The sequence below is a fragment of the Pseudofrankia sp. DC12 genome, from assembly GCF_000966285.1.
Lineage (GTDB): Bacteria > Actinomycetota > Actinomycetes > Frankiales > Frankiaceae > Pseudofrankia.
Genome location: NZ_KQ031391.1, coordinates 5,919,628 through 5,935,283 on the forward strand (window position 1 = coordinate 5,919,628; position 15,656 = coordinate 5,935,283).

Below are 15,656 nucleotides of genomic sequence, written 5' to 3' on the forward strand. Positions count from 1 at the left end.
CAAGCCGCCGCCGACCGGCCCTGGCAGAAGAGCGTCGACGCGGGCTCGCCCGCGGTGGTCGGCCTGGATGACGGGTTCGGTCAGCCTTCCCAGCGACGGCGCCAGCGCTCCTCGACCCGCTCCATGAAGGTGGCGCGGGTGCGTCGGCGCGCGGCGGACCCGCCACGGCGGGGGTCGGCGTTGCGCCCGCTCATCCGGCGCAGGTCGGCCGCGCCGCGCAACGCGGCGGTCAGCATGATCGCGAAGCCGAGGATGCCCAGGATGACGGTCAGCGTGGGCAACTGGCTGAGGACGACGCCCACCACGAGCACGGCGAGGCCGAGGACGAAAAGCACCGCGTTGCGGCGGATTCGCCGAACCAGGTAGGTGCGCGGGTTCGTGGATCGGACCGTGCTCGCGAACTTGGGGTCGTCCTCGACGAGAGCGCGCTCGATCTGCTCGAGCATGCGCTGCTCGTTCTCCGAGAGCGGCATCTACGCACTCCTCCCTCGACCCCGGTCCCTCAACCCGACCAGGTCGCGGCACATCAAGCCTGCCACGTCGACCCGGTAGGACGAACCTAACCAACGATAGGCATCGGCGCGCGGGCGTGGGGGACAACGGCCATCCTCGGTACCAGCCCTTTACCTGAGGCACCTACCCGCGGGTCCATTGTCACGCACTGGCAATGGTCCGGCGGTGCGGGCTTCAGCCCGGGCCCGCGCCCGACCCGGGCACATCGGTGCCATTCGGGCGGGCGCGGGCGGTCGTCTCCAGTCGGCGTGACGCGATCGCCCATGGACGGAGCGGCCGGACTGTCTACGCCTGCGCCACGGGCTCACTCGGCCCTGGCTCGGGTTCGGCCTGCGCCGGGGGAGCGGACCGGACCGGCCGGCGTCGCCAGGCCCGCTCGGCCGCGCCGTACGCCCCGGACCGGGTCGCCCGGCGCAGCATGGACGGTGGCGCCATCTGGGCGACAAGCCGGCGGCTGCGCGGGGCGACGGACAGCAGCGCGCCGACGGCGGTCGTCACGTCCGCCGCCACGGTGTCCGCGGCCTCCCCGACCGAGGTGCCGGGCGGGGCGTAACGGACCCGTTCTTCGGCCCACGCCAGCCGGGTGAGCGCCGCTCGCGCTGCCACGACCCGGTCCTCGTTCGCCTCCGGTCCGGCCGACAGGTAGCGGTCCAGCCTGGCGGTCACCATCCGGGGCGAGTCGCTGAGCCGCAGCGGGATGCCGAGGTCCGTCGCCACGTCGAGAAGCTCCGTCCAGCCGGCCCGCACCCGCGCGCTGGCCTCCGCGGCGCTGGCGGCCGGCGACGCCGTGGGACCGGCCCCTCGGCGTGGCGGGTCGCCGCCCAGCCGGCGGCGGCGCAGGACGACCCGGGCGATCGCCGGCGTCGCGAGCAGGGCCAGCCCGGCCAGCCCGATCAGCACCCATGGCAGGACGCGGAGCACGCCGTGACCAAACCCGGCCGATCCCGCCGCACCGGTCTGGTCGCCGGTCTCGAGCTGCTTCTGCCCGGGGTCCGGCTTCCAGGTGTTCGTGCCGAGGTTGAGGTTGCCCACCGGGGTCGGGTTGAAGGACACCCAGCCGGCGCCGGGCAGCCAGACCTCGGTCCACGCGTGCCAGTTGCCCGTCTTGTACAGCAACGACCCGTCCGGCTGCGGAACATCGGGGGTGTAGGCGTAGCCCTCCGCGACGCGGGCCGGGATCTTCAGCGTTCTGGCCAGGACAGCCATCGCCGTCGCGTAGTGGTTGCAGAAGCCGGTGTGGGTGCTGAACAGCAGGTCGCTGACCGTGCCCACCGGGGCGTTCACGTCATAGCTGAACGGCGCGGCGGTGAGGTAGCGCAGCAGCGCTTCGGCCTTCGCGTACGTCGTGGTCGCCTGCGCGGTGACCGTCTCGGCCTGTTGGCGGAGGCGCGGGTCGAGGTCGGCCGGCAGAGCCAGGTCGGCCCGCAGCGCGGCAGGGGCCGGCCCGGCCTTGGCGAGCTGGGCCGGGGTGGGGTTCGGGACCTGCGCCTGCACCGTGTAGACCGCGCCGGCAGCCGTTGTTCCCGGACCCGCGTAGATGGTGCCGGTCGACTGGTGGACCTGCCAGGAGCCCGCGAGGCCGTTCACCGACGTCGCCACCGCGGGTACCGGCAGCTCGGACTCGTGGAAGCCGGGGTGCACGGAGACCGTGGCGGTCAGCTTCGTGGTCGCGACGCCGGCGGGTGGGCCGGGCAGGCCGTGGTCCAGCGGGCGGTCGCCGGACGCGGGCAGCGCCTGCTCGGTGAAGCCGTTCGTGCCGTTGAAGTCGTCCAACGCCGTCTCGCGCAGGAAGACGTTCCGGAACGCCTCGGGGTCCGACGTGCGCACGCTCAGTCGTGGTTGGGACAGATCGCCACCCTGCAACGCCTGGGCGAGGTCGCCCAGCGAGTGCCCGGAGGACTGCGCGGAGCTGCCCTGGTCCGTCTGGGACCCACCCGGGTCGGTGCTGGCCGGCTGGCTCCCGGTCGCGTCGGGCGTCGGCTGCTGGGTCTGGCTGCCCGCGTCGGCCGGCGGCGTGACCGGCTGGTCGTCACCGCCGGCGTAGGACGGGACGGTCACGCCGTCGGTACGCGGCGTCGGCTCGAACGCGAGCCATCCGGTGCCGGGCAGCCAGACCTCCGGCCACGCGTGTGCGTCCCCGCCGCGGATCAGGACGCTGCCGTCGGACTGGCGCTCGCCGCCGATGAAGCCGACGGCCACCCGCGCGGGAATCCCGAGCGCGCGCACGAGCAGCGTCATCGCGGAGGCGAACTGCTCGCAGTACCCGGTCTTGGTGACGAACAGGAACTGGTGGAGCGCGTCCTGGCCGGTCGGCGCGCCGTTGAGGTCGTAGTGGAAGGACCCGCCGCGGAAGTAGTCCTGGATCGCGCGGACCTTGTCGAAGTCGCTCGTCCTGCCGCTGGTGATCGACAGCGCCAGCTGCCGGACCTGCGGGTCGAGGCTCGCGGGCAGCTTCGTGTCGTAGTCGATGTCGGCCGGCACCGGGCCCTTGGCCGTCTGCTCCTGGCGGCTCGGCACCGGCTCGGCCGCCGAGACGGTGTAGGTGGAGCCCGCGGCCGAGCCCTTCGGGTTGAAGATCGTCTGGCTGGCCTTGTCGAGCAGCCAGTCCGAGCTCAGGCCACGCACCGAGGCCGGGATCCACGGGGCCGGCAGGAAGTCCTCGCTGTAGCCCGGTTCGATCGAGATGGTCGCGGTCACCGAGCGTGTGTCCACACCGTCCGGCGGGCCGGGCAGCCCACGGCTGGACACCGGGGCCTTGGGGTTGCCGCTCAGCTCCCGCAGGTTGAACGACTGCCGGACGGCGTCGTAGTCCTCGAGCGCCACCGTCCGCAGCTGGACCGATCCGGTCCCCCCACTGGACCGAACCGTCAGCAGCGGCTGCTGCTGGTTGACGTGCAGCCGGTCCTGCAGCGTCACCATCGGCCACTGCACCGTGGTCCTGGTGCCGATCGGGCCTGTGTTGCCGGTGGGCCCGTTGTTGCGGTGCATCAGCCCGTGGCTGTCCAGCGAGGGAAGCGCCAGCGGTGCCAGCACCGCGAGCACCAGCGCGCCGAGGGCGACCCGGCCCGCGAGACCGCCTAGCCACAGCTGAGTCCTGCCCTCACCGCGGGTCGTCACCAGCCGGCCCCAGCGGTCCACGACCGTCCGGCCGTCCAACAGCAGCAGGGCGAGGAAACCGAGCACGCCGAGCGTGAACGGCCCGGCGCCGACGCCGTGCGGCAGCACCGCCGCCGGGACCGCGAACAGGCCTAGCAGCGGCAGGCCGGCGAGGGTCGGGCGGCCGGCGGCCACCAGCAGGTCGACGACCAGCGCGACGAACGCGGCGCCGAGCACCGTCAGCACGACCAGCCCGGGCCGGCTCGGCACCGGCGCGGCCAGCCGGGACATGTCCGCGCGGCCGCTGGACATCAGGTCCAACAGGTGGGTGAAGCTGGCACGCGTCGGCACGAAGCCGAGCCAGGCCTCGGACCGGGCGCACAGCACGGTCAACGTCAGCAGCAGGCCGGCCAGGCTGAGCACGACGGTGGCCGACGGGCCGAGACCCAGGGCGCGGCCGAGCGCCGCGAGCCCGACGACCGCGAGCACCGCGAGCAACACCGGCCCGAACCACCAGAAGAACCCGTCGAACAGCGGGCGCAGCGAGCTCGCGCACAGCAACGACGCGAGTGCTCCGACCAGCGTCGGGACGGCCTGGCCGCGGGACGCGCCGCGCCGGGCCACCGGGGCGGCCCGCCGGCCCGCGGATCGGCCCGGCGCGGGCCCGCGGACGGTCACCGGCCGGGTCATCGGGGCAGCCCCAGACCGGGTGCCTCGGCGGCGCCCAACGGCGGCGCGGCGTCGGGGTGCCCGGTGGGGGAGGAGGCCACGGCACCAGGCGCGGGCACGCGGGCGAACCGGGCGGCCGGGCCGGACAGCCGGGGCCAGTCGTCGGCGATCCGGCTGCCGAGCCCCGAGATCAGGACCCGCCAGCCGGCCCGGGAGAGGGCCAGCTCGCAGCCGGCCAGGTCGGCGCTGGCCCTGGGCTCGGCGCCCCAGCGGCCCAGGTCGACGAGCACCGCGATGGCGGGCGCGTTGCGCGGGCGCATCGCGCCGAGCCGGCGCGCCACCTCCGGCGAGGTCCGGCCGAGGACCATGACGAGCATGCCGCCGTCGCCACCGGCCACGGCGGCGTACGCCGGGCGCGGGTCTGCCTCCGTCACCTGGGTGATGACGGCGAGCTCGTCCAGCAGCGGCCCTGGGTTGCGGGCCGGGACCGCGGCCGCGAGCCCGCGGTGGGTGACGAGGCGGACCCCGTAACCGCTGCGGGCCAGGTGCGTGCCGATCGAGCCGACGGCGCTGACCGCCCACTCGAACGGCGACGCCGGCCCCACGTGGTGGCCCCAGGAGCCGAGATGGTCGTCGAGCAGCAGGGTCGCGCCACCGAGGCGCGGGGTGTCCTCCCTGCGCACCATCAGCTCGCCGGTCTTCGCGGTGGTCCGCCAGTGCACCCGGCGCAGGTCGTCGCCGGACCGGTAGGGCCGCGTCGTCGCCTCGTCGTCGCCCTTCAGCGCCGACCGGCGCAGTACCGACGCGGCGGCCTGCGGCAGCGACCGGGCACCTGGCAGCTGTTCGATCGCCGGCGTCACCACCAGGTCGTCGCGGCTGCGGAAGGCCCGGGTCAGCTCGCAGAAGCCGAACGGGTCGGCGAGCCGGATCGACATCGGGCCGAGCTGGTAGCGCCCGCGCAGCCCGGCGCGGATCTCGTAGGACAGGTCGCGGGTCCCGCCCGGCTCGATCCGGTCCACCACGAACCGGGCCGGCGCGGCGAGACCGTCCGGCAGGTTGTCCTCCACGAGCAGCACCGACGACGGCAGCCGCGACATGTTGTCCAGCCGGACCCGCACCTGGGCGGCCTGGCCCGCGGTGACCCGGGGCGGCTCGATCCGGCGGGTGCAGGCCAGCCGGTAGCGGGTCCTGGAGACGAACAGCGCGGCGGACACTGGCAGCAGCATCAGCAGCAGCGCCACCCGGAGCAGGTCCTGCTCGCCCAGCACGATGGCCGAGACGGCACAGGCGCCGCCGGCGGCCAGGAAGGACCGTCCCCGGGTGGTCAGGCCGCGCAGGGCGGCGGCGAGGTCGCGCACCGCTGGGCCGTCAGCGGCCGCGACGCTGCTGTGGCCGGGGGGCCGAGCCGGGTCGGGGAATCGGGGTGCGGGCGATGATGTCGGTCAGCAGCCGGGCGGTGATGTCGATGACCGGCTCGCCGGACAGTGCCACCTCGGGCTGCAGCAGCAGCCGGTGGGCGATCACGGGTACCAGCAGCGCCTGCACGTCGTCCGGCAGCACGAAGTTGCGCCGGTCGAGGGCCGCCGCGGCGCGAGCGGTGCGGATCAGGTGCAGCGCCGCCCGGGGTGACGCGCCCAGCGAGACCTCGGGGTGGCGGCGGGTGGCGCCGACCAGTTCGACGATGTACTGCCGGACCTCGTCGGAGACGTGCACCGTCCGGACGAGCGAGATCATCTTCACGATCTCGGAGGCGGACGTGACCGGGACGACGTCGTCCAGCGGGTCGGCGGTGCCGTGGCTCTCGAGCATCGCGAACTCGGCCGCCGGCGACGGGTATCCCATCGAGATGCGAGCGGTGAACCGGTCGCGCTGCGCCTCGGGGAGCGGGCGGGTGCCCTCCATCTCCACCGGGTTCTGGGTCGCGATCACCATGAACGGCGACTCCAGCCGGTAGGTGATGCCGTCGACGGTGACCTGGTGCTCCTCCATGCACTCCAGCAGGGCGGACTGCGCCTTCGGCTCGGCGCGGTTGATCTCGTCGCCGACGACGATGTTCGCGAAGACCGGGCCTGGCCGGAACTCGAAGTCGCGGGTGCCCTGGTTGTAGACGCTCACGCCGGTGACGTCACCGGGCAGCAGATCAGGGGTGAACTGGATACGGCGCACCCGGGCGTCGATCGACCGGGCCAGCGCCTTCGCCAGCATCGTCTTGCCGACACCGGGCACGTCCTCGATGAGCAGGTGGCCCTCGGTCAGCAGCACGGCCAGCGCGGTCCTGATCGCCTCCGGCTTGCCGTCGATGACGGCTCCCACGGATCGCAGGATTCGATCGGCGACATCGGTCAGCTGGCCGACATCGCCGGCGGGGTCACGCCAGTGCAGTATTCCGGGCTCCGTCGCCACGTGGGCCCCCCTCCGGGATCAGCGGATGCGGCCCCCGATGGGAGCTGTCCTCGCCCGAGTGTGACATCTCACCAGCCGATCTCGTTGTCCCAGGGCGAGGAAGCCCACCAGGACGCGGGATTTCCGCGCCGTATCGGGGTCGCGTGGTGCGCCGTAGTGCCTGGCGTGGCCGATGGTGGTCCGCGCCGCCCACCTATTAGACGTGCTGGTAATGCCGCCGTGTGCCGTAAACCCGGGCTGCTGCTGCCTCCGTGGAGACCTGGCGGCCTACCGGGAAGCGGTGCGAGCCACGGCGGGAGCGAGGGCGTGGCCAGGGGCTGAGCGGTCGTTGGCTGTCCTCGGCCAGGCCAGGACTGGCCGGCCGAGCCCCTGTTCGCGCGGGCCCTCGGGAAAGGGCCCGCCGCCCGGAAACGCGGTGGGGAGGGGGGTGGCTCGTCGGGGTGTCGTGGGGGTGCTAGGTGGGGGGCAGTGGGGTACAGTGGCGCGCAGTGGGGGAACGGCGATCGGCTGGTGGCCTGTTTGCGGCACCCGTGCGCACTCGGGATCTCGGCGGGGTCCGGATCTTCGAGGTCTCGGACCGACCGGACGGGGCCGGCCCGTGACTCCGCCCTGGTAGGCGAGGAGGGGCGCCGGTGTTTCTCGGTAGCCACTCGCCACGCCTGGATGACAAGGGCCGGCTCACGCTGCCCGCGAAGTTCCGCGAGGAGCTGGAAGGAGGACTCGTGATTACCAAAGGACAAGAACGCTGCCTTTACGTGTTTCCGATGGCCGAGTTCTCCAGAATCAGCGAGTCGCTGCGCACCGCGCCGGTAACGGCGAAGTCGCTGCGCGACTACAGCCGAGTCTTCTTCTCGTCGGCCAACGATGACGTTCCCGACAAGCAGGGCCGCATCACGATCCCGCCGGCGCTGCGCGAGTACGCGGGGCTGACCAGGGACTGCATCGTCAACGGCGCGAACACCCGGGTCGAGATCTGGGATACCGGGCGCTGGGCGGCCTATCTGACCGAGCAGGAGGAGAGCTTCGCGGAGCTGTCCGAGGAGGTGCTGCCCGGCGTCATCTAGCGCCCGGCGGGACGCGTCCGGCCGGCACGACACCCATGGCCCTGGATCGTGATGCCACCTGGAGCGCGCCAGGCATCCCCCAGCGCTCCCCATCGCCCGCCGCCAGGACCCGTGGCGGGCCTAGCCGGCCAACGGGCCCACGGTCAGGCAGCGGCCACCGTCCCCGGTGGCCTTCCGGCCCACCACGGGCCGCGCGTGCCGAGTTCCCCCCGCCCGCCACCGGATGCCACTTCCCCGGCGTCCGGCGGCCCGGCGGGGCGGGACCTGGGCGCGGGCCGCAGCCGGCCCGGTGCCGCACGGACGGGCCGGTCGTGGCCCACCGGGCGCCTGCCACCGGGCAGGCCGCCAGCGGCGTCCGGCGGACGTGTCCAGCCGCACGCGACTGTCGAGAAGGGCGGCGACTGGTGCAGGCCAGCCACATCCCGGTCCTGCTGGACCGGGTGCGCGCGCTGCTCACCCCGGCGCTGACCCAGCCGGGTGCCGTCGCGGTCGACGCCACTCTCGGCCTCGGCGGCCACGCCGAGGCCATGCTGCGGGCGCTGCCCGAGCTCAGGCTCGTAGGCCTGGACCGGGATCCGCAGGCGCTCGCCGCCAGCCGCGGACGGCTCGCCTTCGCGGTCGGCCGGGTCGAGTTCGCGCACGCCGTCTACGACGAGATTCCCGCCGTCCTCGACCGGCTCGGCATCCCGGCCGTCCAGGCGGTGCTGTTCGACCTCGGCGTCTCGTCGCTGCAGCTGGACCTCGACGACCGTGGCTTCGCCTACTCCAGGGACGCACCGCTGGACATGCGGATGGACCCCACCACCGGGCGGACCGCGGCCGACGTGCTCAACACCTATGACGAGGCCACGCTGGCCCGGGTGCTGCGCCGCTACGGCGAGGAGCCCTTCGCCCGGCGGATCGCGGCCGCGGTCGTCGCCGAGCGGGCCAGGGAGGCGTTCACGACGTCGTCCCGGCTCGCCGACCTGGTGCGCGCCGCGATCCCGGCGGCCGCCCGGCGGACCGGTGGCAACCCGGCGAAGCGCACCTTCCAGGCGCTGCGCATCGAGGTGAACGCGGAGCTGGAGGTGCTGGAACGGGCGCTGCCCGCCGCGCTCGACCGGATCGCGGTCGGCGGGCGGATCGCCGTGCTGGCCTACCACTCGCTCGAGGACCGGCTGGTGAAAAGGGCGCTCGCCGACGTGACGACCACGCGCGTGCCGCCGGACATGCCGGTCGTGCCGGCCGACGCCGAGCCGACCTTCCGGCTGCTGACCCGCGGGTCCGAGCCGCCGACCGAGGCCGAGACGACGGCCAACCCGCGGGCGGCCTCGGCGCGGCTGCGCGCCGCCGAACGGGTCCGCCCGGGCGCGGCGCCCGCGTCCGCCCACGCCGCCCTGCGCCCGCAGGCGGCAGCGGGAGACGCCGGCTCCCGCCCCGCCCGTGGCGGCGGCCCGCCCGCCGGCGGCGGGAAGCCCGGCCGGTACTCGGCTCCTGGGAAGTCCGGCCAGCGCTCGGCCGCAAGGCGGCCCGCCGCGGGGATCTCAGGCCAGGACCGGGCCGCGCATCACCCAGGCCAGGACCGGGCCGCGCATCACCCAGGCCAGGACCGGGCCGCGCATCACCCAGGCCAACAGCGGCCCTCAGGGCACCCAGGACGTGCCAGAGGAGGACGATCATGACAGCTCCCGCGAGCGACGAGCACCGGCCGCTGTCAGCCGGCGCGACCGCACTGGCGCCGCAGCTGGACCCGGTGGCCCTCCCGGCGCCGGCTCCTGCTCGCCGGCCGCGGCCGCGCCGGACCGCCGCGCCCGCCGAGCTGGCCGGTCGTCCCGCCGCGCGTGCGTCGGCCGCGCGCTCCGCCGCGCCGGCCGCCGAGCCCGTCACCCCGCCGTCCCGGCCCGAGCCGCGGCCGAGCCGGCCACCGGCCAGAGCCCCCCGGCCGGCCAGCCCGGCGCCGCTGACGGGGCCGACCGCCCTGGCCCGGGCGAGGGCCAAGGCTGCCCGCGCCCAGCGCGCCCCGCGCGCGCCGTTCGTGATCCTGTTGCTGGTGCTCATGGCCAGCGGGCTGCTGTGCCTGCTGCTGCTGAACACAGCACTGTCGGAGGATGCCTTCCACGCGCACAGCCTGCAGGCCCGGTCCGCGGCGCTGGCCGACCAGGAACAGGCGCTGGCCGTCCGGGCCGACCAGCTGTCCGCACCGGGCGCGCTCGCCAGCCGCGCGGCCGCGTTCGGCATGGTCCCGGGCGGGCTGCCCGAGTACCTGCCGCCCGGCGCGACGCTGCCACCAGGGGCCCGGGTCGTCACCGGCGGCGGCGGGGACGCGGCCGGGGGCGTCATCTTCTACGTGGTGCCCGCGCCAGCCCCGGCCCAGCCGGCGGCGCCCGCCACCCAGGGGGCCGGCGGCGTCCCGGCGGCGGCCGGCCAGAGCCAGCCCGGAGCCGGCCAGGCCAGCGGGGCGCCGGCCGCGCCGGCAGCCACGGGCACGGGGACGTCTGGCCGGTGAGCTCGACGCTCCTCCCACCGGACCGCCGCGCGCCCTCGCGGCTGCGGGTGGTGACGGAGGGCTCGCGAACGGGCTCGGCGCGGGCCGGCCGCCCGACCCGCGGCGACCGGGCCCGGCGGGACCCAGCCCGAACCGTCGCGCGGGGCGGCCCGCCCCGCCGGCCCGGTGGCCGGCCGCCGCGCCGGCGCACCGGCCGGGCGCTGGCCAGCTCCCGGCGCCGGCTGCGGATCGGCGTCGTCGTCATGACGCTGCTGCTGTTCGCGCTCGGGGCCCGGCTCACCCAGCTCCAGGGGTTCTCCGCGGCGAACTACGCCCGCCAGGGCGAGCGGCAGCGCACCCAGGTCGTCAACCTGCCGGCGGTCCGGGGTGAGATCACCGACCGGGACGGCGCGACGCTCGCCGAGGACGTCGACGCGAGGGCCATCTACGCGGACCCGACCCTGGTGGACAACCGGCCGGCCACCGCCGCGAAGCTCAGCCCGCTGGTCGGCCTCCCGGCGGCGACGATCGAGCAGAAGCTGGCCAACCGCAGCCGGTTCGTCTACATCGCGCGCGGGCTGGCCCCGGATGTCGGCAACCGGGTCGAGGCGCTGGAGCTCAAGGGCGTCGGGGTCCTCCCGGAACGCCGCCGGATCTACCCGAACGGGACCGTCGCCTCGAACGTCGTCGGGTACACCAGGTTCGGCGCCAAGGACCTGCTGCAGGGCAACGGCGGCATCGAGCTGGCCTACGACAGCGTGCTGCGCGGCCAGGACGGCACCCGCCGGCTGCAGACGGACCCGGCCGGCCGGGAGATCCCGTCCGCGCCCAGCAGCGAGAAGGCCCCGGTCGAGGGCAAGGACCTGCGCCTGACCCTCGACCGGGACATCCAGTGGGATGCCCAGCAGGCCATCGCGGCCGGCGTCGCGCAGACCCAGGCGGACGCCGGCACGATCGTGATCATGAACCCGGGCACCGGGGACATCCTCGCGATGGCCGACTCACCCGACTTCGACCCGAACAACGTCGGGCAGGCCAATCCGGCCGCGCTCGGCAACCGTGCCACCGGCTACGCCTACGAGCCGGGCAGCGTCAACAAGATCATCACGATGGCGGCGGCCCTGGACCGCGGCGAGATCACCGACACCACCCCGGTCACCGTGCCCGCGGACATCCGCCGTGGCGGGGTCACCATCCGAGACGCGGAGCCCCACGGGACCCTGCAGCTCACTGCCGCCGGGGTGCTCGCCCACTCCAGCAACATCGGCGCGGTGCTGATCTCGGAGAAGGTCGGCTCGGCTGGCCTGGAGGCGACGATGCGTGCCTTCGGCCTCGGCCGGCCGACCGGGCTCGACTTCCCGGGCGAGAGCGGCGGCCAGCTCGCGAGCTCGTCGACCTGGTCGGCCTCCCAGGCGGCGACGGTTTCGTACGGCCAGGGCATGAGCGCCACGGCGCTGCAGATGGCCACCGTCTACGCGACCATCGCCAATGGCGGGGTCCGGATGACGCCGCGGCTGGTCGACGCGGTCGGGTCGAGCTCCGGCGCGATGGTCCCGACACCGCGGGCGCCCGGCGTCCGGGTGGTCAGTGCCCGGACCGCGAGCACCCTGTCCGACATGCTCGAGCAGGTCACCACCTCGAACGGCACCGGCCCCGCCGCCGCCGTCCCGGGCTACCGGGTCGCCGGCAAGACCGGCACCGCGTACCGGATCGACCCGTCGTGCGGCTGCTACTACGGCAAGGACGGACTGAGCTACGTCTCGTCCTTCATCGGTTTCGCCCCGGCCGACCACCCGCGGGTCGTCATCGCCGTCGTCCTGGACAACCCGAAGACCTCCTACTTCGGCGGCACGTCGGCGGCGCCGGTCTTCCAGAAGGTGATGACCTTCGCCCTCGCCACGCTGGGCGTGCCGCCGTCGGGTGCCGCGGCGCCGCGGCTGCCGCTGGCTCAGCCCGGCGTCGCCGACCAGCCGGACATCCTCGGCCCGGGCGACGTGCCGGTCAGCCCGGCCACGGCGACGCCAGCCGGCGGCGGCCAGACCGCCACGACAACGGGCGCGGTGAGCACACCGGCGGCCCAGCCGGGCACCACCCGCGCGCCACCGGCGGCCGGGTGACCGGCGGTCGTCGGCGCCGGGCCACCCGTTGCGGTGACCGCGCGGCGCCGGCCTGCCCGTGTACCGGCGGAGACGGTCCGGTCACCCGGCGCGGCGGGGTGAAATGGCCGCGGATCGCCCGGCTGGCTCCCGCTGTTGTGGGGGCAGGACTGACAGTTGTGGGAAATCCAAGGAGACCGCATGGCCACGGACGACACCGTGAGCAGGCGTGAGTCCGTGACGGGTGCCCTACTAAGGTCGACGGCGTGACCCCTCCGGCACTGCGCCCGGCCCACCGGCCGGCCCGCACGCTCACCGAGCTGTGCGGCCTGCTCGCCGACCTCGGGAGTGTCCCGACCATCGTCCCGGCCGACGCGCCGGCGCCCGAGGCCGTGCTGCACGGCGTCACGCACGACTCCCGCGCGGTGCGGCCCGGCGACCTCTACGCGGCGCTGCCCGGCGCGCATGCCCACGGCGCCGACTACGCCGCCGCCGCGGTCGCGAGCGGCGCGAGCGCCGTGCTGACCGACCCCGAGGGTGCCGCCGCGCTGGCCGGGACGGTCGACCTGCCGGTCGTCGCGACCGCCGACCCGCGCCGCGACGTCGCCCAGGTCGCGGACTGGCTCTACGGCCAGCCGTCGCGGCGCCTCACGCTGCTCGGCGTCACCGGGACGAACGGCAAGACGACGTCGGCCTTCCTGGTCGACGCGGGCCTGCGGGCCGCCGGCCACCGCACCGGCCTGCTCGGCACCGTCGAGACCCGCGTCCTGGACGAGCGGCTCGACTCGGTCCGCACCACCCCGGAGTCGAGCGACCTGCAGGCGCTGTTCGCCGTGATGGTGGAACGCGGCGTCACCGCGGCCACGATGGAGGTCTCCAGCCACGCGCTGGCCCAGCATCGCGTCGGCGGCCTCCGGTTCGCCGGCGCTCTGTTCACCAACCTCAGCCAGGACCATCTCGACTACCACCCGACCATGCGGGACTACTTCGAGGCCAAGGCCCGCCTGTTCGAACCCGACCGGACCGCCGCGTCGGTGATCGGGATCGAGGCGGGCACCGGTGCCTGGGGCCCGGAGCTGGCCGCCCGCGTTCCCGGGTCGGTCACCTACGCCCCTGAGCTGCCCGCCGACTGGTGGGCCGACGACCTGACCCTCGACGGACAGGGCAGCTCGTTCACCGCCCGCGGCCCGCGCGGCCTCGCTGTGCCGATGCGGGTCCGGCTGCCGGGCCGGTTCAACGTCGTCAACGCCCTCGGCTCGCTCGCCCTGCTGGTGGCCGCCGGCATCGCGCCGGACGCCGCGGCCGCCGGCATCGGCACGCTGGCCGGCGTCCCCGGGCGGATGGAGCGGGTCGAGGCCGGCCAGCCCTACCTGGCGCTGGTCGACTACGCGCACACCCCGGACGCCGTCGAGACCGTGCTGACCTCCGTGCGCGCGCTCGTCGACGGCCGCGTGATCGTCGTCCTCGGCTGCGGCGGCGACCGGGACCGGGCCAAACGCCCGCTGATGGGTGCCGCGGCGGCGCGGCTGGCAGACCTGGCCTTCCTGACCAACGACAACCCGCGCTCCGAGGACCCGGCGGAGATCCTCGCCCAGATGACCGCCGGCATCGACCGCGTCGCCACCTCGCCGGCCAAGGTGACCGTCATCCAGGACCGGGCCGAGGCGATCGCGGCCGCCGTGGCCGAGGCCGGCCCCGGCGACGCCGTCGTCGTCGCGGGCAAGGGCCACGAACGCGGCCAGGAGCAGAACGGCGTCGTCACCCCGTTCGACGACCGGGCCGTCCTGGCCGAGGCCATCGCCACCGCCGGGCGGCCGAGGGGACCGGGCCGGTGATCCCGCTGACGCTCGCCGAAGTGGCCGCGGCCACCGGCGGCAGGCTGGACGGCGGCGCCGGCCCCGCGACCCTCGTCACGGCCGCGGTCGTCGACTCCCGGCTGGTCGAGCCGGGCGCGCTGTTCGTCGCGCTGCCGGGCGCCCGGGTCGACGGCCACGACTTCGCCGCCGGCGCCGTCGCAGGCGGGGCGCGGGCCGTGCTCGCCGCTCGCCCGGTCGGTGTCCCCGCGGTGCTGGTCGCCGACCCCGCCGCCGCCCTCATGGCCCTCGCCGCGCACGTCCGGACGCTGACGAAGGCGACCGTGCTCGCCATCACCGGCTCGTCGGGCAAGACGACCACCAAGGACCTGCTCGCGGACCTGCTCGGCGCCCTCGGCCCGACGCTCGCGCCGCCGGGAAGCTTCAACAACGAGATCGGCCTGCCCCTGACACTGCTGCGGCTGGAGCCCGAGACCGAGTACGCGACGCTGGAGATGGGCGCCCGCGGCATCGGGCACATCGCCGCGCTCTGCCAGATCGCCCGGCCCCAGGTCGGGGTCGTCATCAACGTCGGCAGCGCGCATGTCGGCGAGTACGCCGACGGGCGGGCCGGCATCGCCCGGGCCAAGGGGGAGCTGGCCGAGGCCGCCACCGACGTCGTCGTGCTGAACGCCGACGACCCGCTGGTCGCCGCGATGCGCGCACGCGCCGCCGGGCGCCGCGTGGTCACCTTCGGCCTCGACGCGGGCGCGGACGTGCGGGCCGAGCGGATCGAGCTCGACGCCGCCGGCCGGGCCTCGTTCGACCTGGTTGCCGGAGCCTCGGCTGCCGGCGCCGCGTCCCCGGGTGGCCCTGGCGCCGAGCGTCATCGCGTCGCGCTCGCGCTGGTCGGCGAGCACCAGGTGAGCAACGCGCTGGCGGCGGCGGCCGCCGCTCTCGCGGTCGGGATGACACCCGCGGCCGCCGCCGCCGCGCTGGCCGTGGCCCAGCCACGCAGCCGCTGGCGGATGGAGGTGACGACCGCGCCGTCCGGCCTGGTCGTCGTCAACGACGCCTACAACGCCAACCCCGAGTCGATGCGGGCCGCGCTGCGCGCCCTGGTCGGGCTCGGCGCGGGTGGCGGGTCGCGGCGGCGGACCTGGGCGGTGCTGGGCCCGATGGGTGAGCTCGGCGCCTCGGCCGAGGTGGAGCACGCTGAGCTCGGCCGGTTCGCCGCCGGGCTGGGCGTCGACCGGACGGTCGCCATCGGCGCCGCGGCCCGCCCGCTCGAACGGGCGGCGGCGCAGGCCGGTGCCCGGGTCGACTGGGTGCCCGACGTCGCCGCGGCGACCGAACTGCTCGCCGCAGCGGCACTCGGCGCCGGCGACGTCGTGCTGGTGAAGGCCAGCCGTGCGGCCGGCCTGGAGCGGGTCGCGGCGGCGCTCACGGCGACCGGTGAGGCCGGCCCCGGGAGCGCGAGCGGAAACGGAAGCACACAGGCGGCGGAACAGACGCCGTGATCGAGGGGACGTGGGAAAGCGTGTTTAGCAGGGCCCGC

At 75.3% G+C, this 15,656-nt stretch carries 9 protein-coding genes and 1 pseudogene; 6 read left to right on the forward strand and 4 right to left on the reverse strand.

What is annotated here, in order from left to right; all coding sequences use genetic code 11:
* Positions 1–80 precede the first annotated feature (80 nt).
* The 4 genes from FRADC12_RS23850 to FRADC12_RS23865 all read right to left on the reverse strand — a co-directional run bounded on the left by FRADC12_RS23850 (position 81) and on the right by FRADC12_RS23865 (position 6,681).
* Positions 81–473, reverse strand: coding sequence for an SCO2097 family morphological protein (locus tag FRADC12_RS23850; protein ID WP_045878298.1), 393 nt, complete (start codon positions 471–473; stop codon positions 81–83).
* Between the two features lie 325 nt (positions 474–798).
* Positions 799–4,299 carry a transglutaminase TgpA family protein gene (locus FRADC12_RS23855; protein ID WP_045878299.1) on the reverse strand — a complete coding sequence of 1,167 codons (3,501 nt, stop codon included), beginning with the start codon at positions 4,297–4,299 and terminating at the stop codon, positions 799–801.
* Complete coding sequence (locus FRADC12_RS23860; protein ID WP_045878300.1) at positions 4,296–5,636, reverse strand: DUF58 domain-containing protein; 1,341 nt, start codon at positions 5,634–5,636, stop codon at positions 4,296–4,298. The genes FRADC12_RS23855 and FRADC12_RS23860 overlap by 4 nt, the downstream gene beginning before the upstream one ends.
* Before the next feature lie 10 nt (positions 5,637–5,646).
* Complete coding sequence (locus FRADC12_RS23865; protein ID WP_045878301.1) at positions 5,647–6,681, reverse strand: AAA family ATPase; 1,035 nt, start codon at positions 6,679–6,681, stop codon at positions 5,647–5,649.
* Between the two features lie 632 nt (positions 6,682–7,313).
* Between FRADC12_RS23865 and mraZ the strand changes: the two genes are divergently transcribed.
* From mraZ to FRADC12_RS23895, 6 genes and pseudogenes are all read left to right on the forward strand, one after another.
* Positions 7,314–7,745 (forward strand): division/cell wall cluster transcriptional repressor MraZ, encoded by a 432-nt coding sequence (gene mraZ / locus FRADC12_RS23870; RefSeq protein WP_045878302.1) that lies wholly within the window; start codon positions 7,314–7,316, stop codon positions 7,743–7,745.
* Positions 7,746–8,149: 404 nt separating this feature from the next.
* Positions 8,150–9,091, forward strand: a pseudogene (rsmH, locus tag FRADC12_RS23875) (16S rRNA (cytosine(1402)-N(4))-methyltransferase RsmH); the annotation flags it as partial.
* Positions 9,092–9,402: 311 nt separating this feature from the next.
* Positions 9,403–10,230 carry a cell division protein FtsL gene (ftsL, locus tag FRADC12_RS28695; protein ID WP_052711119.1) on the forward strand — a complete coding sequence of 276 codons (828 nt, stop codon included), beginning with the start codon at positions 9,403–9,405 and terminating at the stop codon, positions 10,228–10,230.
* A complete protein-coding gene (locus FRADC12_RS23885) occupies positions 10,227–12,326 on the forward strand; it encodes a peptidoglycan D,D-transpeptidase FtsI family protein (protein ID WP_045878303.1) in 2,100 nt (699 codons plus the stop codon). The genes ftsL and FRADC12_RS23885 overlap by 4 nt, the downstream gene beginning before the upstream one ends.
* A 245-nt stretch (positions 12,327–12,571) precedes the next feature.
* Complete coding sequence (locus tag FRADC12_RS23890) at positions 12,572–14,140, forward strand: UDP-N-acetylmuramoyl-L-alanyl-D-glutamate--2,6-diaminopimelate ligase (RefSeq protein WP_045878304.1); 1,569 nt, start codon at positions 12,572–12,574, stop codon at positions 14,138–14,140.
* Positions 14,137–15,618 (forward strand): UDP-N-acetylmuramoyl-tripeptide--D-alanyl-D-alanine ligase, encoded by a 1,482-nt coding sequence (locus FRADC12_RS23895; RefSeq protein ID WP_045878305.1) that lies wholly within the window; start codon positions 14,137–14,139, stop codon positions 15,616–15,618. Before FRADC12_RS23890 ends, FRADC12_RS23895 begins: the two co-directional genes overlap by 4 nt.
* The last annotated feature ends 38 nt before the right edge of the window (positions 15,619–15,656 follow it).